General features: G+C 70.5%; 18 protein-coding genes and 2 tRNA genes. 16 read left to right on the top strand and 4 right to left on the bottom strand.

Annotated features, from left to right (window positions below):
- Positions 1–11 precede the first annotated feature (11 nt).
- The 4 genes from OG407_RS18735 (at position 12) to OG407_RS18720 (ending at position 3,151) form a co-directional block, all read left to right on the top strand.
- Positions 12–1,724, top strand: coding sequence for an LCP family protein (locus OG407_RS18735; protein ID WP_405859472.1), 1,713 nt, complete (start codon positions 12–14; stop codon positions 1,722–1,724).
- Between the two features lie 155 nt (positions 1,725–1,879).
- Positions 1,880–2,323 (top strand): ribosome silencing factor, encoded by a 444-nt coding sequence (rsfS, locus tag OG407_RS18730; protein ID WP_365300352.1) that lies wholly within the window; start codon positions 1,880–1,882, stop codon positions 2,321–2,323.
- The gene (locus OG407_RS18725) at positions 2,320–2,985 is read left to right on the top strand and encodes a histidine phosphatase family protein (protein WP_329350900.1); all 666 of its coding nucleotides are present in this window, start codon (positions 2,320–2,322) and stop codon (positions 2,983–2,985) included. Before rsfS ends, OG407_RS18725 begins: the two co-directional genes overlap by 4 nt.
- Positions 2,986–3,078: 93 nt before the next feature.
- Positions 3,079–3,151, top strand: a tRNA-Ala gene (locus OG407_RS18720).
- Between the two features lie 70 nt (positions 3,152–3,221).
- Here OG407_RS18720 and OG407_RS18715 read toward each other — a convergent pair.
- Positions 3,222–4,067: a helix-turn-helix transcriptional regulator gene (locus OG407_RS18715; protein ID WP_405859469.1), complete on the bottom strand. Its 846-nt coding sequence runs from the start codon at positions 4,065–4,067 to the stop codon at positions 3,222–3,224.
- Positions 4,068–4,275: 208 nt separating this feature from the next.
- Here OG407_RS18715 and OG407_RS18710 point away from each other — a divergent pair, with 208 nt between their 5' ends.
- The 4 genes from OG407_RS18710 to OG407_RS18695 all read left to right on the top strand — a co-directional run bounded on the left by OG407_RS18710 (position 4,276) and on the right by OG407_RS18695 (position 6,337).
- Positions 4,276–5,652, top strand: coding sequence for an MFS transporter (locus OG407_RS18710; RefSeq protein WP_405859467.1), 1,377 nt, complete (start codon positions 4,276–4,278; stop codon positions 5,650–5,652).
- 68 nt (positions 5,653–5,720) lie between these two features.
- Positions 5,721–5,894, top strand: coding sequence for a hypothetical protein (locus OG407_RS18705; protein ID WP_019063265.1), 174 nt, complete (start codon positions 5,721–5,723; stop codon positions 5,892–5,894).
- Between the two features lie 3 nt (positions 5,895–5,897).
- A complete protein-coding gene (locus OG407_RS18700) occupies positions 5,898–6,131 on the top strand; it encodes a hypothetical protein (RefSeq protein WP_003976229.1) in 234 nt (77 codons plus the stop codon).
- A gap of 133 nt (positions 6,132–6,264) precedes the next feature.
- A tRNA-Ala gene (locus OG407_RS18695) sits at positions 6,265–6,337 on the top strand.
- A 129-nt stretch (positions 6,338–6,466) separates the two neighbouring features.
- Here OG407_RS18695 and OG407_RS18690 read toward each other — a convergent pair.
- Positions 6,467–8,080 carry an NADH-ubiquinone oxidoreductase-F iron-sulfur binding region domain-containing protein gene (locus OG407_RS18690; protein WP_365300349.1) on the bottom strand — a complete coding sequence of 538 codons (1,614 nt, stop codon included), beginning with the start codon at positions 8,078–8,080 and terminating at the stop codon, positions 6,467–6,469.
- The gene (locus tag OG407_RS18685; RefSeq protein ID WP_405859464.1) at positions 8,077–9,399 is read right to left on the bottom strand and encodes a cytochrome b/b6 domain-containing protein; all 1,323 of its coding nucleotides are present in this window, start codon (positions 9,397–9,399) and stop codon (positions 8,077–8,079) included. The genes OG407_RS18690 and OG407_RS18685 overlap by 4 nt, the downstream gene beginning before the upstream one ends.
- 445 nt (positions 9,400–9,844) lie before the next feature.
- On the opposite strand from OG407_RS18685, the gene leuS reads away from it, so the two are divergent.
- The 8 genes from leuS (at position 9,845) to holA (ending at position 21,211) form a co-directional block, all read left to right on the top strand.
- On the top strand, positions 9,845–12,724 hold the full coding sequence (gene leuS, locus OG407_RS18680; RefSeq protein WP_405859462.1) for a leucine--tRNA ligase: 2,880 nt from the start codon (positions 9,845–9,847) through the stop codon (positions 12,722–12,724).
- 170 nt (positions 12,725–12,894) lie between these two features.
- Positions 12,895–13,626, top strand: coding sequence for a hypothetical protein (locus OG407_RS18675; RefSeq protein WP_405859460.1), 732 nt, complete (start codon positions 12,895–12,897; stop codon positions 13,624–13,626).
- 144 nt (positions 13,627–13,770) lie between these two features.
- Positions 13,771–14,616 (top strand): DegV family protein, encoded by an 846-nt coding sequence (locus OG407_RS18670; RefSeq protein WP_405859458.1) that lies wholly within the window; start codon positions 13,771–13,773, stop codon positions 14,614–14,616.
- A 635-nt stretch (positions 14,617–15,251) separates the two neighbouring features.
- On the top strand, positions 15,252–16,226 hold the full coding sequence (locus OG407_RS18665) for a helix-hairpin-helix domain-containing protein (RefSeq protein ID WP_405859456.1): 975 nt from the start codon (positions 15,252–15,254) through the stop codon (positions 16,224–16,226).
- Positions 16,223–18,916: a ComEC/Rec2 family competence protein gene (locus OG407_RS18660; protein ID WP_405859454.1), complete on the top strand. Its 2,694-nt coding sequence runs from the start codon at positions 16,223–16,225 to the stop codon at positions 18,914–18,916. Before OG407_RS18665 ends, OG407_RS18660 begins: the two co-directional genes overlap by 4 nt.
- A gap of 4 nt (positions 18,917–18,920) precedes the next feature.
- Positions 18,921–19,781 carry an arylamine N-acetyltransferase gene (locus OG407_RS18655; protein WP_405859452.1) on the top strand — a complete coding sequence of 287 codons (861 nt, stop codon included), beginning with the start codon at positions 18,921–18,923 and terminating at the stop codon, positions 19,779–19,781.
- The gene (locus tag OG407_RS18650; protein WP_405859450.1) at positions 19,778–20,023 is read left to right on the top strand and encodes a hypothetical protein; all 246 of its coding nucleotides are present in this window, start codon (positions 19,778–19,780) and stop codon (positions 20,021–20,023) included. Before OG407_RS18655 ends, OG407_RS18650 begins: the two co-directional genes overlap by 4 nt.
- 198 nt (positions 20,024–20,221) lie before the next feature.
- Complete coding sequence (holA, locus tag OG407_RS18645) at positions 20,222–21,211, top strand: DNA polymerase III subunit delta (protein ID WP_405859448.1); 990 nt, start codon at positions 20,222–20,224, stop codon at positions 21,209–21,211.
- Positions 21,212–21,665: 454 nt separating this feature from the next.
- Here the strand turns inward: holA and rpsT are convergent, their stop codons facing one another.
- Positions 21,666–21,932, bottom strand: a complete 267-nt coding sequence (rpsT, locus tag OG407_RS18640) for a 30S ribosomal protein S20 (RefSeq protein ID WP_019064182.1) — start codon at positions 21,930–21,932, stop codon at positions 21,666–21,668.
- Positions 21,933–22,038: the final 106 nt, after the last annotated feature.

Here is a 22,038-nt window from a genome sequence, read left to right as displayed (position 1 = left end):
GAGGGGCACCGGTGAACGACCGATACGACGCCGGGTACGGCGGCGACCAGTACGAACTCGTCGGCTACGACGAATACAACCAGCCTGTCTACCGTCAGGTCCCGGCCCAGCAGACCCAACAGCCCCCGCAGCAGCAGCCGTACGACCCGTACGGGCAGCAGCAGCAACAGGGCTACGCCTACGACCCGTACGCGACCGGCACCCAGCAGCAGCCGCCCCAGTACGACACGGGCACCCAGCAGCCCTACGACACGGGCCGCCAGGCGCCCCAGTCCGGCTACGACCCGTACGCCACCGGGACGACGACGGCCTACGACCCCTACGGGCAGACCGCGAGCAGCGGACAGCAGCCCCGGGTCGCCGAGCAGACCGCCTACATCCCGCAGCAGTCCGGACCGGCCGAGGACACGGAAGCCCCGAAGGCCCCGGAGACGGGTGAACGGGACTACCGCACCGAGCAGTTCGCCTTCGTGGAGGAGCCGACCGACGACTCCGAGGACGTCATCGACTGGCTGAACTTCACCGAGAACCGCACCGAGCGCCGCGAGGAGGCCAAGCGCCGCGCCCGCGGCCGCATGGTCGCCCTCGTCGTGGTCCTGGCGCTGGTCGTGTCCGGCGGTGTCGGCTACCTCTGGTACGCCGGGAAGCTCCCCGGGGTGTCCTCCTCCGCCGCGAAGTCGGGCACCACGACGGCCACCGGTGCCCAGAACCGCGACGTGATCGTCGTCCACCTGCACAACACCGCGAAGGGCGGCACCTCTTCGGTGCTGCTCGTCGACAACACCACCCTGAAGCAGGGCACCACCGTGCTGCTGCCCAACTCCCTCGCCCTCACGGACGACGACGGCAACACCACGACGCTGGCCAAGTCGGTCGGCGACGACGGCACCTCCGGGACCGTCGACCAGCTCAACACCGTCCTCGGCACCGACATCGAGGGCACCTGGCGGCTGGACACCCCCTACCTGCAGAACCTGGTCGACCTCGTCGGCAACATCGACCTCGACACCAATGCAGACGTGCCCGACCCGGCCGCCACGAAGAAGGGTGCCGCGCCCCTCGTCCACAAGGGCAAGGACCAGACCCTCAGCGGCAAGATGGCCGTCGCCTACGCCACCTACCGCGCCTCCGGCGAGGCCCAGAACGCCCAGCTGGAGCGGTTCGGACAGGTCATGCAGGGCGTGCTGCGGCAGCTGACCTCCGACCCGACGGCGGCGACCACCACCGTGCAGACCCTGGCCCAGATCCTGGACCCGCCCCTCACCGACAAGGACCTCGGCACCTTCCTCGCCAAACTCGCCGACCTCGCCAAGAGCGGCGACTACAAGACGGCCCTGCTGCCCGTCCAGAACGACGGCACCCTGACCGCGCAGGCCTCCGCCAGTGTCGTCAAGGACATCCTGGGCGGCACCGCGAAGAGCCCCGACGAGGGTTCGGCGGTCCGGGTTGCCGTCCAGAACGCCACCGGCGTCAAGGACGACACCGAGAAGGCCCGCGTCGTGCTCCTCAACGGCGGCTTCACCTTCCTGGAGGCCGGCACGGCGTCCGGGACCTCGACCACGTCCAAGATCACTTACTCCGACGCGGCCGACAAGGAGAACGCCACCGAGGTCGCCAAGACTCTGGGCCTGCCCACCAGCACCGTGACCAAGGGCACAGTCGCCGCGAACGCGGATGTCTCGGTGGTCCTCGGAGCGGACTACAAGCCGTCGTCGTCTTCGTGACGACGGCGTAGTGGCTGTGTGACGGAGAGCATGCCCCGGAGGCGGGAGCCGGTGCCCCGACCGGCGTCCGGGGCATGATCCGTTATTCACGTGGGGTGCCGTCCGCGGTCCGTGAGACCCTTGAGGTCTGTTGACCGCCGACCGAAAGCCGCGTAGTGACCGCCACTGACCGCTCCATCGAGCTCATCTCCGCCGCCGCCCAGGCGGCCGCCGACAAGCTCGCGCACGACATCATCGCCTACGACGTCAGCGATGTGCTGTCGATCACGGACGCCTTCCTGCTGGCCTCCGCTCCCAACGACCGTCAGGTCAAGTCGATCGTCGACGAGATCGAGGAGAGGCTCAACAAGGAGCTCGGCGCCAAGCCGGTGCGCCGTGAGGGCGACCGCGACGCCCGCTGGATCCTGCTCGACTACGTCGACATCGTCGTCCACGTCCAGCACAGCGAGGAGCGCGTCTTCTACGCCCTGGAGCGGCTGTGGAAGGACTGCCCCGAGCTGGACCTCCCCGTCGAGGCCAAGGCCACCCGCGGCAAGGCTGCCGAGCACGCCAAGCTGCAGGCCGAGGAGGACACCTCCGAGTTCGGGGAGGTGCGGTGACCGCCGGGGCCGACGGCCGCAAGGCGGGCCGGGGCCGACGCGTCATCCTGTGGCGGCACGGCCAGACCGCGTGGAACGTGGAGCGCCGCTTCCAGGGCACCACGGACGTCGAGCTCACCGAGACGGGCATCGGCCAGGCCCGCCGCGCCGCCCGGCTGCTGGCCTCCCTCAAGCCGGACGCGATCGTCGCCTCCGACCTGAAGCGGGCGGCGAACACGGCCGCCGAGCTGGCCGCCCTCACCGACCTCGACGTCACGCACGACGAGGGCCTGCGGGAGACCTACGCGGGCGTCTGGCAGGGGCTGACGCACGAGGAGATCATCGCCCGCCACGGCGACGAGTACGCCGCGTGGAAGCGCGGGGAGCCGGTGCGCCGCGGCGGCGGCGAACTGGAGAGCGAGGTCGCCGACCGGGCCGCTCCCGTCGTGCTGCGGCACGCCGAGAAGCTGCCCGAGGACGGCACCCTCGTGGTGGTCAGCCACGGCGGCACGATCCGCACCACCATCGGGCGCCTCCTCGGTCTGGAGTCCCAGCACTGGGAGAGTCTCGGCGGCCTCTCCAACTGCTGCTGGTCCGTGCTTGGCGAGGGCGCCCGCGGCTGGCGCCTGCTGGAACACAACGCCGGCACGCTCCCGGAACCGGTGCTCGGCGACGACGACTGAGCGGACCTCCAGGGCCCCGACCCCGGATTTCACTTTCCGGCAGGTCGCAGGCTAAAGTTCTTCTTGTTCGCCCGCCGAGCGGGAAGAACACACGGGGCTATAGCTCAGTTGGTAGAGCGCCTGCATGGCATGCAGGAGGTCAGGAGTTCAATTCTCCTTAGCTCCACAGATCGACACTCTTGAGTTGTCAAGGATCGAGAGTCGTCCACGATCGAATCGATGAGATCCCATCCCTTTCAGGGGTGGGATTTTTTCGTCGCTGTCAGCGCCTCCGTGCGGAGCCGAGTCTCCTCGTCGGCCGGGGTGTAGACCACGATCCGGCACTCCGGCATGCCGTTGACCGACAACGACACCGACGTCATCCGCATCTCGCCCACCTCCTCGTGCCGGAACGTCTTCACCCGCCGCCCCGGCTCCGCCACGTCCCCGCTCCTCCACAGCCGCGCGAAGAGCGGACTCGCCGCCGACAGCCCGCGTATGAACTCCTCCCAGGCGGGCTCGCCGGTATGCACCCCGTAGGCCGAGCGCAGCGTGGCCACCATCACCGGCAGCTCCGTCTCCCGGTACAGCAGCGGACACTCCTTCTCCGGCACCGTGAACAGCTTCCACAGCGCGTTCGGCATCGGGCCCGGCGCCAGCGGCTCCAGCCAGAACACCGTCCGGTAAGGGGAGTTGGTGGCGAGGATGTCGTAGCGCGCGTTGTAGACCACCGCCGGGCGCGGATCGAGGGCGTCGAAGATGCCTTGGATCTCCGGCCCCACCGACTGCACGGTCGCTTCCCGCGGATGCGCGTACGGCACCTCGGCCAGGTGGTACAGGTGCTCCCGCTCCGGCGCGTCGAGCCGGAGCGTGCGCGCCACGGCGTCCAGCACCTGCGCGGACGCGTTGATCGGGCGCCCCTGTTCGAGCCACGTGTACCAGGTGACGCCCACTCCGGAGAGCTGCGCGACCTCCTCGCGGCGCAGCCCCGGCGTACGCCGTCGGAAGCCCGGCGGCATGCCGACGTCGTGCGGTGTCACCCGGGCGCGCCTGCTGCGCAGAAACGCGGCCAGCTCGGGCCGGCGGCGCTGTGTCGTCCCCATCCTCATCGTCACATCCCCCATGTTCGACGCCCGACTTCGCCTGTGCCAGGTGCTGCGGGTACCAGCATCAGCGGGCTCTCGGCACCCGTACCGGAGCGCCCCCACGCTCGACCGCATGACGACATCACCCCGTACGGAACCGGATTCCGCACCCGTTCCAACTCCTGCCACCAGTAAAGACCCTGGCACTGACAATCGCCGCGGGCCGATGCTCGCGGTGCTGCTCGCGGCCCTGTTCATGGCGCTGCTCGACGTGTTCATCGTGAACGTCGCCGCCCCCACCATCGGCACCGAACTCCACGCGTCCGGCGCCGACTTGCAGCTGGTGATCGCCGGTTACACCATCACGTACTCGGTGCTGCTGATCACCGGCGCCCGGCTCGGCGACCGGCTCGGTCACGCCCGGGTCCACCTCGCCGGGCTAGCCCTGTTCACCGCCGCCTCGCTCGCCTGCGGCCTGGCCCGGGGTTCGACCGAGCTGATCGTGTTCCGCCTGGTCCAGGGTTCCGGCTCGGCGCTGATGATCCCTCAGGTGCTGAGCCTGATCCAGCGCAACTTCGTCGGCGAGGCCCGGATGCGGGCCCTCGGCGTCTACTCGGCGGTCATCGCCGTCGGCGCAGCCGCCGGGCAGATCCTCGGCGGGGTCCTCGTCAGCGCCGACCTGTTCGGCACGAGCTGGCGGCCGGTGTTCCTCGTCAACGTGCCCGTGGGCGTCGTACTCCTGTTCCTCGGCAGGCGCGTGCTGCCGAGGGGCGCCGGGGCGGAGCCGGAGCGCGCGCGGGCCTTCGACGTGCCGGGGCTGGTACTGCTCGCCTCGGCCGTCTCGCTGCTGACGGTGCCGCTGGTGCTGGGGCAGGAGGAGGGCTGGCCGCTGTGGTCGTGGCTGTCGCTGATCGCGGCGGCCGTCCTCTTCGCGTCGTTCTGCGTGTACGAGTCCCGGCTCGCCCGGCGCGGGGGAGCGCCGCTGATCGCACCACGTGTGTTGCGTCACCCTGGCATGGGTCTCGCCGTCTTCCGGATCCTGGCCGTGATGGCCATCAACGCCGGTTTCCTGTTCGCGCTCACCCTGCACGTCCAGGGTGGCCTCGGCTTCAGCGCGCTGCGCGCCGGTCTCACCTTCGCGCCGACGGCGGTCGTCTTCGGGGTGGTCGGGCTGACCTGGCGGAGGTGGCCGGCGGCCTGGCAACGGGCGCTGACCCCGCTCGGATTCCTGGTCACGATCCCGGCCGTCGCGGGAGTCGGCCTGGCGTTCGAAGGCGGCGACCGCGGCGGGGCCGTACTGTACGTGGCGTACGTCGGCGTGGGGGCCGGGCTCGCGCTCGCCTTCAGTCCGACGCTGACCCGGGCCCTCGCGACCGTGCGGCCCGAGGACGCGGCGGACGCCAGCGGTCTGCTGTCCACGGTCGCGCAGCTGGGTCAGCTGATCGGGGTCGCGGTTTTCGGCACACTGTTCTTGAACCGGCTTGAGTCACTTGGGGCCCCGGGGGCGTATACCTCTGCGGAGGCGCTTTTGGCGTGCATGTTCGCGCTGGCGGGGACGGCCGCGGTGGGTGCCGTGTCCGGACTGGTACTGAGGCGTCGCTGACCGTATTGGTCCGGCCGTGGCAGAATCAAACGGCCGGAGGGGGCGCGGCCCGACGGGAGGGAGTAGCGATGCCTGCGAGCATCATCGAGGAGGTCGACCACCTCTTCGATGCGGCGTTGATACGGGATACGATCACCCGCCTGAGCTGCCCTTCCTGCGGTTCCGCCCACGTGGCCCAAGTCCTCGGTGACAACGGCGGAGTTTCCTACGTGTGCACGGCCTGCGGCCACAGCTGGAGCTGATCGATGGGTGCACACAGGCGAAAGTGCGACTGGTGCGGCAGTGGGACGCCGATCGTCCGTGACATGGAACCGGTGAATCCCGACTACCAGTACTGGTGCGAGGAGTGCGCGCGGGCGCTGATCATAAAAGGCGACCCGATCGAGACGTACCGCGAACTTGAGGGCGAGCCGATCTACGGTCGACTCCTGGAAGAGCACTGCACGTTGAAACGGTTCTATTCCTTCGTCACCGCTTGAACCCGGCCGGGACCCCGCGAGGAGGTCCCGGCGATGACGGTCACGATCATGGGGGCGGAATCGATTTGGTGGTCCACCGGGTCCACCGGTAATGTTTGCTTCGCCGCCGGGGAGACCCGGTAGCACACTGCGCGGGGCTATAGCTCAGTTGGTAGAGCGCCTGCATGGCATGCAGGAGGTCAGGAGTTCAATTCTCCTTAGCTCCACAGAAGTCGAAGGCGGGTCATCCGATCGGATGACCCGCCTTCGGTGCGTTCAGGGGCAGTTGGCGCCGTTCATGGAAGAGCGGGCCGCCCTCTTCTTAAGAAGGGGGCGGCCCGCTCTCCGTGTGCTGCTCAGCGACCCAGGGCCCGTCGGCCGCGGCCCTGGGAGAGGACCGGGAGGTTGCGCGACGGGGTCTTGTCCCGCGGGGCCTCCTCCTCCAGGCGTAGCGCGAGCGCCGGGCAACGGCGCACCGCGCGGAGCGCCTTCGCCTCCGCGTAACGCGGCACCTGGGCCTGCGCGACGGTGGGGAAGCCGTCGGCGCCGAGTTCGAAGACCTCGGGAAGGATGTCCGCGCACAGACCGTGGCCCCGGCACAGGGTCCAGTCGACGTAGATCTTCTGACGGCTGGGACCGCTCTCCTCGGCCTCCGCGCCGCTCGTGATGCCCGCCGGGAGCTGGCCGGCCTCGAAGAGCGGCAGAACGCCCTCCACGGGCCTTCCGCAGCCGTTTCCGAGGACGTGGGCGGCGAGGTCGTCCGTGAACGCCTTGATGGTCGACTCCAGGAACATCGCGGAGCCGTCCGGGTGCGAGCACGCGCCGCGCCGCTTCACGGCCTTGGCGACCTGCTTCAGCGCCTCCAGGGCGGCCGGGCCGCCGCCGTTGAGGATGTCCTCCATGCCGCGCGCGGCGGCCGGCAGACCCAGGTAGCAGGGACCGCACTGTCCCGCGCTCTCGTCGGCCAGCCACTGGGCCACGCGCAGCGACTCGCCCAGGGGGCAGGTCTCCTGGGTGATCGGCATGATGGCGCCCGCGCCGAGCGCACCGCCCACCGCGTCCAGGGAGTTGCGGGAGACGATCGCCTCGTTGACCGTCGCCGCGTCGATCCACTTGCCGTGGTAACCGCCCGTCAGCACACCCTGGGGGACCGGCGGGGCGCCGGCCAACTGCAGGACGTAGCGCAGCGGTACGCCGGTGGGGACCTCGATCACCATGGGGCGGGCGACCGCTCCGGAGACCGTGAGCATGACGGTGCCGGGCTCGTCATAGAGGCCGGTGTTGCCGTAGCGCTCGGGGCCGATGCGGGCGGCGATGGCGAGTTGGGCGAAGGTCTCGGCGTTGGAGAGCAGGGTGGGGACGCCGCCGACGCCGTTCTGGGAGGCGCTGACCTTGCGGCCGGGCGGGACCGCCGGGCCGCCGTCGATCGAGCGGATCAGCGACGCGGCGGCGCCGGTGACCATGCGGACCGGGTTGCGCTGGACGAACGCCTTCAGCGCCGAGCGGCGGGTGTTGCTCAGGCCGCGTTCCGAGAGCGCGGCCTCCATGGAGCGCTGCGTCGACTCACGGGTGACCCCCACCACGAGCGTGCGGGCACCCAGGGCCTCGGCGACCAGCAGCGCGCCGTCCAGGATGAGGTGCGGGGCACGGTTGATGAGCACCGTGTCCTTGCGGCAGGCCGGCTCGTCCTCGCTGCCGTTGACGACGACGACCGGTCGTACACCGCGTTTGATCGCCGCTTCGGCGACCGACCGCAGCTTCTTGTGGAAGGGGAAGCCCGCGCCGCCGCGGCCCTTCAGGTTGATGGCCTCGGAGAGCTTCGCGAGCTGCTCCCCGCCCATCGGTTCGAGCGGCCCGTGCACCTTCAGGTGCATGGGCAGGTCGAGTCTCTCGACAAGGTCGAAGCCCGACGTGAGCTGAGGAAGCCCGACCACGCGGACTTCTGGGACGTCGGGCAGGGCCTCGTTCACCTATAGCCTCCGGAAGGCGTGTTCCAAGGTTCGCCCGAGCCGCCCTGCGCGTCGAAGTCGTACGAAGCATTGGGCGTTTGATCAGTGGCGGGACCGCTGTTGTACGTGTCATCGGGGTTGTACGTACCGGAGGTGCCGTTCGACTCACCGGTGGGGTACACGTATCCGTCCCCGTAGCCACCCGTGCCCGAATTGTTGTTGTACGTAGGGATGTTGTACCCGGTGTCCTGGAGCGGGTCGTAGGCCGACGGGGGCGCCTCGCCGACCGGCGGGGGCGACGGGACCGGCCAGCTGCCGGAGGTGCTGCCGCCGTTGTCCGCGCGCGGGACCGCCTGCGTGTTCTGCATGTCCATGGGCATGTTCATGCGCGAGGTCTGGTCGGTGACGAACGGCATCTGACCGGTGGATTCCGGCGTGGCCGTGCGGTAGGCGGCGGCGAAATCGTTCTGGGCCGTCTCCGGGGTCATCGACCGCGTCTCGTACATGGCGTTGGGGTCCACGCGCGGCATCGACCCGGTCTCGGTGAACGAGGGCTGCGCGGGGCGCCGGCTCTCGCGCTTCTCGTAGCCCGGCAGCCCGGACTCGGACACGCGGCCGCGGCTCGCGTCGAGTTCGTCGAGACCCGGCCGCTCCTCGTTGCCCAGGAGCATGGCGACCTTGTTGGCGAACTTCCGCTTGAACGGGCGCGGTGCCGAGCGCAGGGCGAGGGCCGCGGCGACCCCGATCAGGCACAGCTCGTACGAGATCATGAAGAACGGCTTCGCCGCGCGGCCCGCGAACAGGCCGTGGATCAGGGCCGCGCACCAGGCCGGGTAGGCCAGCATGTGCATCGCGCGCCAGCGGGCGGCGATCGGCGCGGGGGACGCGAACTGGTTGCGCAGGGCGCCGGTGATGCCCACGAAGATCATGAGCAGGCCGCCCAGCGAGCCGAGGCCGATGAGCCCGGCGCTGCCCTTCACACCGAGGCTGAAGGGGATCAGCGCGGCGATCAGGACGGTGTGGTCGAGCGCCAGCTTGACCGTGATGTGCACCACGAGGAACGCGATCGAGCCGACGGCGGTCACCCGGTGGATGCCCTGCGCCACGATCCGCTGGCGGATGTTGAGGATGACCCGGTCCTGGGCGACGAGCCCCCAGATCACCGAGCAGGAGAGGGAGACGAGCGAGAGAACGCCCGCACCGAAGTTGAGGAAGTCCTGTACCTGGCTGCCTCCGGCCAGCACGAACACGGGTATGAAGATCAGGACGACGAGGCTCACCACGCCATAGGCCGAGCGGCCCGGCTTGGGGAGCGAACTGGTACTACGACGAGCGTTCATGGGGGCAACTCCGAGCAGTATCGGGAAAGCGGTCCCGCTGCCGAACTCTAAGTGGCTCCATACCGGTGGGTACGAGGTTTGAGTTATTGCGTTGTTATCAAACGACAATGCGCTTGCTGTGATGTCCCGTAGTGGGTGGTACGCGAAGGTAATCCTTGAACCGGGGTCAGTCCACGCCGGTGTGGACAGGGTGCCAAGGGTGATACGGAAGCGCGTCGCGTTGTGCTCAAGGGCTGCGGTACTCTGACGCCATGCGTGCCGTACGCCTTCTGCTTAGCGAGCCGCGCTGATCAGTCCCGACCACCGGTGAACGGTGAGGTCGGAATCAGCGCGGCGTCCCCTCCTGTGCGAGGGGATTTTTCATTTGCTGGACGTCACATGGTGGATGTCACAGCCTGAAATGTCGCAGCCGCTGGCAGAGACGATCGATGGAGCTTTGAGGATCATGAGCGAGACGAACCCCGCTGCCGCCGCCGAGGTGGTCGCCCCGCACCGCTACACGGCCGTGATGGCCGCGGACATCGAAGCACGCTGGCAGGACTTCTGGGACGCCGAGGGCACCTATGAGGCGCCGAACCCGACCGGTGACCTGGCCGGCGACCCCGAACTGGCCGCCCGCCCCAAGAAGTTCATCATGGACATGTTCCCGTACCCCTCCGGTGCGGGCCTGCACGTCGGCCACCCCCTGGGCTACATCGCCACCGATGTGTTCGCCCGGTTCCAGCGGATGACCGGCCACAACGTGCTGCACACCCTGGGCTTCGACGCCTTCGGCCTGCCCGCCGAGCAGCACGCCGTCCAGACCGGCGAGCACCCCAGGATCACCACTCTGGCCGCCATCACCAACATGAAGTCCCAGCTGCGCGCGCTGGGCCTGGGCCACGACAAGCGCCGGTCGTTCGCCACGATCGACCCCGGGTACTACAAGTGGACCCAGTGGATCTTCCTGCAGATCTTCAACTCCTGGTACGACGACGAGGCCGACAAGGCCCGCCCGATCGCCGAGCTGATCGCCCAGTTCGAGACCGGTGAGCGTGCCGTACCGGGGCACACGCGCGCGTGGCCCGAGCTGAGCGCCACCGAACGTGCCGACGTCCTGGGCGAGTTCCGCCTGGCGTACGCCTCCGACGCGCCCGTCAACTGGTGCCCCGGCCTGGGCACCGTCCTGGCCAACGAGGAGGTCACCGCCGACGGCCGCTCCGAGCGCGGCAACTTCCCCGTCTTCAAGGCCAAGCTGCGCCAGTGGAACATGCGCATCACCGCCTACGCCGACCGGCTGCTGGCGGACCTGGAGGAGCTGGACTGGCCCGAGGCCATCAAGCTGCAGCAGCGCAACTGGATCGGCCGCTCCGAGGGCGCCCGCGTCGACTTCCCCGTGGACGGCGAGAACATCACCGTCTTCACCACCCGCCCCGACACCCTGTTCGGCGCGACCTACATGGTGCTGGCGCCCGAGCACCCGCTGGTCGACACGGTCACACCGGCCGCCTGGCCCGAGGGCACGCGCGACGCGTGGACCGGGGGGCACGCCACCCCGGCGGAGGCCGTCGCCGCGTACCGCGCGCAGGCCGGCACCAAGTCCGACGTGGAGCGGCAGACCGAGGCCAAGGAGAAGACCGGCGTCTTCACCGGCGCGTTCGCGACCAACCCGGTCAACGGCGAGCGGCTGCCCGTCTTCATCGCCGACTACGTACTGATGGGCTACGGCACCGGCGCGATCATGGCCGTCCCGGCGGGCGACCAGCGCGACTTCGACTTCGCGCGCGCCTTCGAGCTGCCGATCACCTGCATCGTCGAGCCGACCGACGGCCGCGGGACGGACACGTCCACGTGGGAGGACGCCTTCGGGTCCTATGACGCGAAGATCATCAACTCCTCGAACGACGACATCTCCCTGGACGGCCTGCCCGTCGCCGAGGCCAAGGCCCGCATCACGGAGTGGCTGGCCCGCAAGGGCATCGGCGAGGGCACCGTCAACTTCCGCCTGCGCGACTGGCTGTTCAGCCGCCAGCGCTACTGGGGCGAGCCGTTCCCGATCGTCTACGACGAGGACGGCATCGCGCACTCGCTGCCCGAGTCGATGCTGCCCCTGGAGCTGCCGGAGGTCGAGGACTACTCGCCGCGCACCTTCGACCCGGACGACGCGGACACGTCCCCGGAGACGCCCCTGTCCCGCAACGAGGACTGGGTCGCCGTCACCCTGGACCTGGGCGACGGCCGCGGCCCCCAGAAGTACCGCCGCGAGACCAACACCATGCCGAACTGGGCCGGTTCCTGCTGGTACGAACTGCGTTACCTGGACCCGCACAACGACCAGAAGCTGGTCGACCCGGCCATCGAGCAGTACTGGATGGGGCCCCGCGCGGGCATGCCCCACGGCGGCGTCGACCTGTATGTCGGCGGCGCCGAGCACGCCGTACTGCACCTGCTGTACGCCCGCTTCTGGTCCAAGGTGCTGTTCGACCTGGGGCACATCTCGTCCCCGGAGCCGTTCCACAAGCTGTTCAACCAGGGCATGATCCAGGCCTACGTCTACCGGGACAGCCGGGGCTTCCCGGTGCCGGCCGCCGAGGTGGAGGAGCGCGACGGCGCCTACTACTACCAGGGTGAGAAGGTCTCCCGGCTGCTGGGCAAGATGGGCAAGTCCCTGAAGAACGCGGTCACTCCGGACGAGATCTGCGACGAGTACGGCGCCGACACCCTGCGCCTGTACGAGATGGCCATGGGCCCGCTGGACGTGTCCCGGCCGTGGGACACGCGCGCGGTGGTGGGCCAGTACCGGCTGCTGCAGCGGCTGTGGCGCAACGTCGTCGACGAGACGACCGGTGAGGTCACGGTCGTCGACACCGAGCCCGATGAGGACACCCTGCGGGCCCTGCACAAGGCGATCGACGGGGTGCGCCAGGACCTGGAGGGCCTGCGGTTCAACACCGCGATCGCCAAGGTCACCGAGCTGAACAACTACCTGACCAAGGCGGGCGGCGCCGTGCCGCGCTCGGTCGCCGAGTCGCTGGTGCTGCTGGTCGCGCCGCTGGCCCCGCACGTCGCCGAGGAGCTGTGGCGCAAGCTGGGCCGCACCGACACGGTCGTCCACCAGGACTTCCCGGTCGCCGACCCGGTGTACGTCGTGGACGAGAGCGTGACCTGCGTCGTGCAGATCAAGGGCAAGGTCAAGGCGCGGCTGGAGGTGTCGCCGTCGATCTCCGACGCCGAGCTGGAGAAGGTCGCGCTGGCCGACGAGAAGGTCGTCGCCGCGCTGGACGGCGCGGGCATCCGCAAGGTCATCGTGCGGGCGCCGAAGCTGGTGAACATCGTTCCGGCGTAGACGTAGTCGGTAGTTGTTGTCGGCACGGTCTTTTTGACGCGCCGGGGCGGCTGTCTCGGGGTAGTCCCCTACGGGCAGGTCCAGGGTTCCTGTGGAACTCCGGACCTGCCCGTTGCGTTTACCGTTGAAGAGCGGCGCGGCGTATGCCGCCCGGAGCCGGTGGAGGAGTGTTGGAAGCCGTGATCACAGTCTTCGCCCTTCTCTTCCTGCTGTTCGTGGTCGTAGGCGGCTACGCGGCGGTCAAGGCGGTCGGTGCGGCCAAGCGTGGTGTCGACCGCACGGTCGCGCAGGCCCGGCGCTCGGTCGAGGACCACACCCTGCGCGCCAAGTCCTTCGCCCAGCCCGGCCCGCAGGGACAGGTGGCCCAACTCCGGCTCGCGCTGCGCACGTCGATGCGCGCGACCCAGGACGCGCTGCACGCGGGCGTGCCCGAGGACGAGTCGCTCAAGGAGTCCCTGGGCCTCTTCCAGCGGCTCAGCGCGCACGGCCGTGAACTCGACGGCGAGCTCAGGCGCCTGGAGTCCGAGCCGGACCGCAGGACACTCGCCGAGCGGCTGCCCGCCCTGCGCGAGCGCACCGAGCGCATCACGAAGTCGGCGGACTCGCTGCGCTGGGCGGCCCGCGACCGCGCCGGGCGCTTCGCGGAGGACGACCTGGACACGCTGAGCGCCCAGATAGACATGGAGGCCGGTGCCCTGCGGCACTGGACGAAGGCCGAACCCGCATCGTCCCCGTGGCCGGACGCCCCGCCCGCCGACGCCACGGCGGATCGGCAGACCTGGCCGGAGCCCCCGCGCTCCCGCCCGTCCGCCGAGGAACCGGCCCCGTCCGCCATCACCCCGCCGGGACGGCGCCCCACCTACCCCTGGCAGAAGAAATCCCGCCCCGAGAGCACGACTTGATCGGGCGGCACGGTGTGCGGGCGCGGCACGGTGTGAGCGTTCGACATGGTGCGAGCGTTCGGCATGGTGTGATCCGGCCGGTTCCGGCCCAGGTGAAAGGGGTCGGGCTGCCGCCCGGCCGCTACGGCAGGTAACCTCCAGCTCATGTCCCGCCATGTCGCGATCGTCACCGATTCAACGGCCTACCTGCCGCCGCTGACGATGGAGCGCCACGGCATCACAGCGGTGCCATTGACCGTGGTCCTAGGTGACCGGGCGCTCGAAGAAGGCACCGAGATCTCCACCCGCTCCCTGGCCCAGGCCCTGCAGAAGCGCCGCCCGGTCACCACCTCGCGCCCCAGCCCCCAGCTCTTCGCGGAGACCTACCGCAAGGTCGCCGAGTCCGGCGCCACCGGCATCGTCTCCCTCCACCTCTCCGCCGAACTCTCGGGCACCTACGACGCGGCGGTCGTCGCCGCGCGGGAGGCACCGGTGCTGGTGCGAGTCGTGGACACCGGGATGGTCGCGATGGCGCTCGGCTTCTGCGCACTCGCCGCGGCCGAGACGGCGGAGGCGGGCGGCACGGTGGACGAGGCGGTCACGGCCGCGGAGAAGCGGGCCGCCGGCACCTCCGCCTACTTCTACGTCGACACCCTCGACTATCTGCGCCGGGGCGGCCGAATCGGCGCGGCACAGGCCCTGTTGGGCTCCGCGCTCGCCGTGAAACCGCTGCTTCAGCTGGAGGGTGGGCGCATCGAACTCCTGGAGAAGGTACGGACGGCGTCGAAGGCGATCGCCCGTCTTGAGGAACTCGCGGCGGACCGGGCGGGCAGTGCGCAGGTCGACATCGCCGTTCACCATCTCTCCGCGCCCGAGCGGGCGTCGGCGCTCGCGGATCGGTTGCGGGCACGGGTGCCGGGGCTGGCCGATCTGCATGTGAGTGAGGTCGGGGCGGTGATCGGGGCGCATACCGGGCCTGGGTTGTTGGGGGCTGTGGTTTCGCCTCGGTGACGGGGTCTGCCGGGGCTGGTGGCGCTCGTTCGGGTGACGGAGTTATCCACAACTGGGCGGTCGTCCCCGGGAATTGACCAAGATCATCACCAAGTCGCGGAATGTCCGATCCTCGGCGCATGGCACTTCGATCACGCTCACGCTCAGCGACTGCGACCAGCGGCCCGGGCCGCGCCCCGTCCTCCGACAGCCGAACTCGGCATCGCCGCGCGCCCGCACGGGGGCGGGCGCAGCGTCAGGCTTCGGCGGAGGAACTTCGGCGACGGGCGGAACTGCTCTTTGGCGAACGTGGCGAAGGTGGTGAACGTGCCGGGGAGCGGGGGGAGTTGGGGAACGGGCCGCCGGGTGAGGGCGGGAGTGGGGGCTCTGGGGCGCCGGTAGGGGAGAGGGCGGGGCGGGCTCTTCTGGTGGTGGGCGAGGGTGTGGGGCTTCCTGTTCCGCCGGGGGCCGAGGCTATGGCGAGTTCTCCTGCGCCGGTGGGCCAACTCGCGGGGGCTCTTGGCCCGCCCGCGAGTGAGGCGAGGGGGCGGGCTGTTCCGCCAGTGGTGAGGGCGGCGGGGCTTCGTTTTCCGGCGCCTGTTGATGCCGGGCCGTGGGCTGTTCGGGAGCCGGAGCCGGAGCCGGAGCCGGAGCCGATGTCAGGGGAGGGGTTGGGGTCGGGGCAGCGGGTGGTCCGGGTGGGTTCGCCCGTGCGTGTTGCCCTGGAGCCTGATGGCTTCTCGTACGTCGGACGGGTCGGACGGGTCGGACGGGTCGGACGGGTCGGACGGGCTGAACCGGCGCGTGGCGCTGGGGAGTTCGGCGGTACCGGAGAGGTCGGCATCGGGCGGGATCGTGCGGCCGGTGCCTGGCGGGAGCGGGTCGGGGTCGCTCTGCGGGAGCGGATGCCGGTGTGGGTGCAGACGCGGTGTGGGTTGGAGCGGCGGAACGTGGTCGCGCTCGGTGTAGTGCTCGTCGTGGCCGCGGTCTTCGCCGTGCAGCACTTCTGGGTGGGCCGGGCCCAGCCCGTTCGCGCACCGGAGGTGGTGGGGGCGGCGGCTCCCTACGGAGAAGGGGGTGGAGGCAAGGATGGCAGCGGGGGTGCGGCGGCGGGCAAGGGCGTCGGGCCGCGTGCCTCGTCGGTCGGAGCGCGGGGTGCTTCGGGTGCGGCCGGTACCGAGATCGTCGTGGACGTCAGTGGCAAGGTCCGGGAGCCCGGGGTTCATCGGCTTCCGGCCGGTTCACGGGTGACCGATGCGTTGCGGGCGGCGGGTGGGGTGCGTCCGGGTACTAACACCGAGGGGCTCAACCGGGCTCGGTTCCTCGTGGACGGGGAGCAGATCGTGGTCGGCGGTTCGGCTCCTGCGGCGGCGCCTGGTGCGGCGGGCGGTGCGAACACGGGGGGAGCGGTTGGCTCGGCTGCCGGAGCCGCTCCGACTGCTCCGGTCTCCCTCAACACGGCCACCGCGGACCAGCTCAACACCCTGCCCGGCGTGGGCCCGGTACTGGCCCAACACATCATCGACTACCGCACCCAGCACGGCGGTTTCCGCTCGGTGGACGAGCTGCGTCAGGTCAACGGCATCGGTGACCGCCGCTTCGCCGATCTGCGGGACCTGGTACAGCCATGACCCGCGTCCACGACGATCCGCCCGAGCCCGCGAGGCCTCGCCGTACAGCACAGGACGACGTCTCCTCGCCGGCCCGCCGAACCGTGCACGCCGACTCCGGAAGTCGGCGGGGTGCCGCACACCCCCAACAGGAAGGACCGACAGACCTACGACTCGTACCGCCCGCACTCGCGGCCTGGGCGACGGCGGCACTGGCGCTGGACGCGTCACCGGGCTGGGTCACAGGAGTCGCCGTCGCCTCGCTGGCCGTGGCGCTCGTGCTGTTGCTGGTGACGCGGCGACGGGACAGGGCAGGGGCAAGGGCAGGGGCAGAGGCAGGCGGCAGCCACGCCCCATCACAGCTGGACGCTCACCCTGACCTCTCACCGGAGGGAGTCCGCCCCGCACGCTCATGGCGGCAGGCCGCATGGCCCCGGGTCTCGATCGCCGCCCTGCTCCTTGCCATCGCCGCGGCTGCCGCCTCCGCCGGGCTGCACGGGGCGGATCTGCGGCGTGGGCCGGCGCCCGAGTTGGCGCGGGAGTACGCGACCGTGACCGCGGAGGTGGAGCTCGGTTCCGATCCGCGGTTGACCCGGCCCCGGGTCAGCGGGGATCACGCGGCTCCGGTCTCCGTGCTGGTCGACGCCGAGGTGCGGCGGGTCGAGGAGTTGGACGGGACGGTCGTGGAGACGCGGGCGCCGGTGCTGTTGATCGTCGACCCGGGTTTGTCCTCCAAGGGCGCGGGCGGGGCACGGGGTTCCGGTGGCGGGCCGGAGCGTTCGCCCTGGCTCGGGCTGCTTCCGTCGACGCGGGTGAAGGTGACCGCGCGGTTGGCGCCCTCGCTGACGGGCGGGGACCGTGTCGCGGCCGTGCTGCGGGTACGGAACCAGCCGGTGCCGGAGGTCGTGGGGGAACCGTCCGGAGCGCAGCGGTTCGCGGGGCGGTTGCGGGCCGGGTTGCGCGAGGCCACCGACGGGTTGCCGGCGGACGCTCGGGCATTGCTGCCGGGGCTGGTCGTCGGGGACACCGCGCGGATCACACCCGAGTTGGACCAGGCGTTCAAGGAGACGGACCTCGCGCACACCCTCGCCGTCTCCGGAAGCAACCTCACCATCCTGCTCGCCCTCCTCATCGGACCGCCCGGTCTCGCCCAGCACATCGAACGCCGGGGTCTGGCACCGCGGTTGGGCATCTCCCTCCGGGCGACCGCACTGCTCGGCGGGGTCCTCACCCTCGGGTTCGTCGTCGTGTGCCGCCCCGACCCGAGCGTGCTGCGGGCCGCGGCCTGCGGTGCCGTCGCGCTGCTCGCCCTGGCGACCGGCCGCCGCAGATCACTGATCCCGGCCCTGGCGACGGCCGTACTGCTGCTGGTGCTCTACGACCCGTGGCTGGCCCGGAGCTACGGCTTCCTGCTCTCCGTGCTGGCCACCGGCGCCCTGCTCACGCTCGCGCCGCGCTGGTGCGAGACGCTGCGACGGCACCGGGTTCCGCCGCGACTGGCGGAGGCGCTGGCGGCCGCCGCTGCCGCGCAGGCGCTGTGCGCGCCGGTCGTGGCCGTGCTGTCGGCGCGGGTCAGCTTGGTGGCCGTGCCGTGCAACCTGCTCGCGGAGATCGCCGTCGCACCGGCCACGGTGCTGGGCTTCGCCGCGCTGGCGACGGCACCGCTGGCGATGCCGGTGGCCAAGGTCCTTGCCTGGGGCGCGAGTTGGCCCGCCGGATGGATCGCGGACGTCGCCCGGACCGGCGCGGCGCTGCCCGGTGGGGGAGTGGACTGGCCGGGCAGTTGGACCGGGGCACTGTTGCTCGCGCTCGCTGTCGCGGCCTTGGTGCTGGTCGGGCGGCGACTGTTGAAGCACCCCTGGTTGTGCGGCGCCTGCGGGTTGTTGCTGGTGCTGATCGTGGTGGCGCCGGCGCCGTTGACCCGGGTGATCACAGGGTGGCCGCCGCCGGGTTGGAGATTCGCCATGTGTGATGTCGGTCAGGGCGACGCGACAGTGCTGGCCGCGGGCAAGGGCACCGGCGTGGTCGTGGATGCCGGACCCGATCCGAAGCTGGTCGACCAGTGTCTGCGCACGCTCGGTATCACCAGGATTCCGCTCGTCGTGCTCACCCACTTCCACGCCGACCACGTAGCGGGACTGCCCGGGGTGCTGCGGGGCCGCTCGGTGGGCGCGATCGAGACGACATCCTTCGAAGAGCCTGCGGAACAGGTCGAGTTCGTGCAGAGGGCGGCGGCAGAACGGCACATCCCGATCACCCGGGCCGTAGCCGGGGAACAGCGACGCACCGGCCCGCTGTCCTGGCAGGTGCTGTGGCCCCCACCGCGCCCGGCGCCGGACCCGGACGGGCCGAACGACGCGAGCGTCGCCCTGCTGGTACGGACCGCCGGGCTGCGACTGCTGCTGCTCGGGGACCTCGAACCCCCGGCCCAGCAGGAGCTGTTGAGGTCACCGGCGGCTGCGTTGCAGGCAGGCGTGGACGTGCTCAAAGTCGCTCATCATGGCTCGGCTTATCAAGACCCGGACCTGATACGCAGGGTGGCCCCGAGGCTGGCGTTGATCTCTTGTGGAGAGAACAACACCTATGGGCACCCCGCCCCCAGCACGGTCGGGGCGCTGCGGGCCATGGGCGCGGTGGTCCTGCGGACGGATGTGGACGGGGCGTTGGCGGTGAGTGGGGAAGGAGACGGGCTGCGGGTGGCGCGAGACTGAAGGCATGAATCCCGCACAGGTTGATGCCTATCTCCGCCGACTGGGAGTCCAGCACCCGGCGTCGCCCACCGTCGATGTTCTGCGTGAGTTGCATCTGCGCCATCTGCAGACCGTGCCGTTCGAGAATCTGTCGATCCATCTGGGAGAGGAGATCGTGCTGGAGGAGAACCGGCTGCTGGACAAGGTGGTGGGCGCGGGCCGGGGCGGGTTCTGTTACGAACTGAACGGATTGTTCGGCGCGTTGCTCACCGCGCTCGGCTTCGAGGTCGTGTTGCTCGCGGCGCGGGTGTACGGGGACGAGGGGCGGACGGGGATTCCGTACGACCATCTCGCGCTGCGGGTGCGGACGGTGGATGGGGGTGCGTGGCTGGCCGATGTGGGGTTCGGGACGCACAGTCACTATCCGCTGGCCTTCGAGGAGCGGGGTGAGCAGGAGGATCCTGGCGGCACGTTCAGTGTCGTCGCGTCGGGACCGGATGCGGCTGGGGTGCGGAGCGGGGAGTCCGGAGCGGGTGCGGTTTCGGGGGAGGCGGCTGACCTGGACGTGGCGCGGAACGGAGGGCCCGAGTACCGCCTGGAGGTGCGGCCCCGGGTGCTCGCCGACTTCGTGGCCGGGGCGTGGTGGCACAGCACGTCACCGGCCTCCCACTTCACCCGGTCGCTGGTCTGTTCACGGCTCCTGGAGGACGGCGGGAGGATCACGCTCGCCGGCCGGACCCTCACGACGACCAGCGGGGAGGGGACGCGGGACGTACGTGAACTGACCACGGACGAGGAGGTGTTGGCGCTGTACCGGGAGCAGTTCGGGATCGAGTTGGGGTCGGTTCCGGAGGTGCGGGGGCATGGGGAGAAAATGTCCCCGTGAGCGATGTGAGACATGTGCTGGTGCTGCCCGACCGTGACGCGGCCCAGGAGGCGGCGGAGATGCTCGGGGAGCGGTTCGCGCTCGACGAGGAACCGCGATTGGTGCGGGACGCGCTGGCCGGTGAGGACGATGCCGAGGACGCGCAGTGGCTGCTCGTTCTGCGCGACGAGGACGGGCGGCTCGACCCCGCGGAGCTGGACGCGTTCGCGGGGGAGTGGGATGGCTGGCGCGAGGAGCCGTAGCGGCGGCAGGTTCTACGGCCGGACCCGCCCCCGGACCCGCACCCGCACCGCACCTGTACCCGGACCCGCACCCGCGCCGAACCCGCACCGCACCTGAACCCGCACCGCACCTGAACCCGCGCCGAACCCGAACCCGCACCCCCGCCCGACCCCGGCACGCGGGACGCGTTGTCAGTGGCGCGTGCGATGCTTTACGGGATGGCCAGGAAGACTGCGAATGACGACCCTCTCGCTCCGGTGACGCTTGCCGTGGGCCAGGAGGACCTCCTGCTCGACCGTGCCGTGCGGGAGGTGGTGGCCGCTGCCAGGGCCTCCGACGCCGACACGGACGTACGTGACCTGACTTCGGACCAGTTGCAGCCCGGCACGCTCGCCGAGTTGACCAGCCCGTCGCTCTTCGCGGAGCGCAAGGTCGTGGTCGTACGCAACGCGCAGGATCTGTCCGCGGACACGGTCAAGGACGTGAAGGCGTATCTCGGGGCGCCCGCCGAGGAGATCACGCTGGTGCTGTTGCACGCCGGCGGGGTCAAGGGCAAAGGGCTGCTCGATGCCGCGCGCAAGGCCGGGGCGCGGGAGGTGGCCTGCCCGAAGATGACGAAGCCGGCGGACCGGTTGGCGTTCGTGCGGGGTGAGTTCCGGGCGACCGGGAGGTCGGCCACGCCGGAGGCCTGTCAGGCGCTGGTCGACTCCCTCGGCAGTGATCTGCGCGAACTGGCGTCCGCTGTCTCCCAGTTGGTCGCCGACATCGAGGGGACCATCGACGAGGCGGTCGTCGGGCGGTACTACACGGGGCGGGCCGAGGCGTCGAGCTTCACGGTCGCGGACCGGGCCGTGGAGGGGCGGGCGGCGGAGGCGCTGGAGGCGCTGCGGTGGTCGTTGTCCACCGGGGTGGCGCCGGTGCTGATCACCAGCGCGTTGGCGCAGGGGGTGCGGGCGATCGGGAAGCTGTCGTCCGCGCGCGGGGGACGGCCGGCGGATCTGGCGCGTGAGCTGGGGATGCCGCCGTGGAAGATCGACCGGGTACGGCAGCAGATGCGGGGGTGGACACCGGACGCGGTCTCCGTCGCGCTGCGGGCGGTGGCCGAGGCGGACGCGGGAGTGAAGGGCGGTGGGGACGATCCGGAGTACGCGTTGGAGAAGGCGGTCGTAGCGATCGCCCGGGCGGCCCGGTCGCGGGGTCAGGCCTAGGACCTGTCCGGGCGGATCACGCCGGACACGCGGGGTCTGGCACGCACACCTGCGGCGTTGTCCTCCGACCTGATCCGCTGGCCAGACCCTGGACGTATTACCCCGCAGGGTTGCCGACACGGCGGACCATGCCGCGGGCGGGGTGTGGCATGGCCGTCTGCGGTGTCGCCGGCGGCGCGAATCGGGTACCGCCGATTTCCTGCGACCTGCTCCGCCGGACCGGCCTTGGCGACTCTGCCCAAGGTGCGGGACAGCGCGGGGAGATACGGCGAGACGGGACGGGGATGGGGACGGGGAAACAGCAATGCCCCCGAAGTGGGTCCGGGGGCACTGTACGTGGCGTGGCGACCACGATGTCTGTCCGTGAATCGAGGTAGAGGGCTCGACGTTGTCCTCACGGTGGATTGCTACTGGTCCGGTCCGCGCGAGCGCGGGCCGAGGCAAGTGCGGAGGATCAGCCCTGGAGCGCGGTGACCTTGGAAGCAAGCGCCGACTTCTTGTTGGCGGCCTGGTTCTTGTGGATGACGCCCTTCGCGACGGCCTTGTCGAGCTGACGCGCGGCAGCGCGCTGGTACTCGGTGGCCTTCTCGACGTCACCCGCGGCAGCGGCTTCGCGGGCCTTGCGGATCGCGGTCTTCAGGGAGGACTTGACGGCCTTGTTGCGCAGCCGAGCCTTCTCGTTGGTCTTGATCCGCTTGATCTGGGACTTGATGTTCGCCACGAATGAGCCTTTGCAGGTTCTGGCACGGGGCCGCACGGGTCCCGGGCCGATGATTTTCCTTGGGTTGCGCCTCGCGCCGAGAGGGCATGAGACACAGCTACCCAGG

The sequence above is a fragment of the Streptomyces sp. NBC_01515 genome, from assembly GCF_045040345.1.
Lineage (GTDB): Bacteria > Actinomycetota > Actinomycetes > Streptomycetales > Streptomycetaceae > Streptomyces.
This window is presented reverse-complemented; position numbering and strand designations above follow the sequence as displayed.

What these genes read in the sequence shown, in the direction of transcription:
- OG407_RS18700 (WP_003976229.1), top strand. Translation starts at nt 5,898, where the DNA reads ATGGGTGCACACAGGCGAAAGTGCGACTGGTGCGGCAGTGGGACGCCG.
- OG407_RS18655 (WP_405859452.1), top strand. Translation starts at nt 18,921, where the DNA reads ATGAATCCCGCACAGGTTGATGCCTATCTCCGCCGACTGGGAGTCCAG.
- OG407_RS18660 (WP_405859454.1), top strand. Translation starts at nt 16,223, where the DNA reads ATGACCCGCGTCCACGACGATCCGCCCGAGCCCGCGAGGCCTCGCCGT.
- holA (WP_405859448.1), top strand. Translation starts at nt 20,222, where the DNA reads ATGGCCAGGAAGACTGCGAATGACGACCCTCTCGCTCCGGTGACGCTT.
- OG407_RS18715 (WP_405859469.1), bottom strand. Translation starts at nt 4,067, where the DNA reads ATGGGGACGACACAGCGCCGCCGGCCCGAGCTGGCCGCGTTTCTGCGC.
- leuS (WP_405859462.1), top strand. Translation starts at nt 9,845, where the DNA reads ATGAGCGAGACGAACCCCGCTGCCGCCGCCGAGGTGGTCGCCCCGCAC.
- OG407_RS18705 (WP_019063265.1), top strand. Translation starts at nt 5,721, where the DNA reads ATGCCTGCGAGCATCATCGAGGAGGTCGACCACCTCTTCGATGCGGCG.
- OG407_RS18710 (WP_405859467.1), top strand. Translation starts at nt 4,276, where the DNA reads ATGCTCGCGGTGCTGCTCGCGGCCCTGTTCATGGCGCTGCTCGACGTG.
- OG407_RS18670 (WP_405859458.1), top strand. Translation starts at nt 13,771, where the DNA reads ATGTCCCGCCATGTCGCGATCGTCACCGATTCAACGGCCTACCTGCCG.
- OG407_RS18665 (WP_405859456.1), top strand. Translation starts at nt 15,252, where the DNA reads ATGTCAGGGGAGGGGTTGGGGTCGGGGCAGCGGGTGGTCCGGGTGGGT.
- OG407_RS18685 (WP_405859464.1), bottom strand. Translation starts at nt 9,399, where the DNA reads ATGAACGCTCGTCGTAGTACCAGTTCGCTCCCCAAGCCGGGCCGCTCG.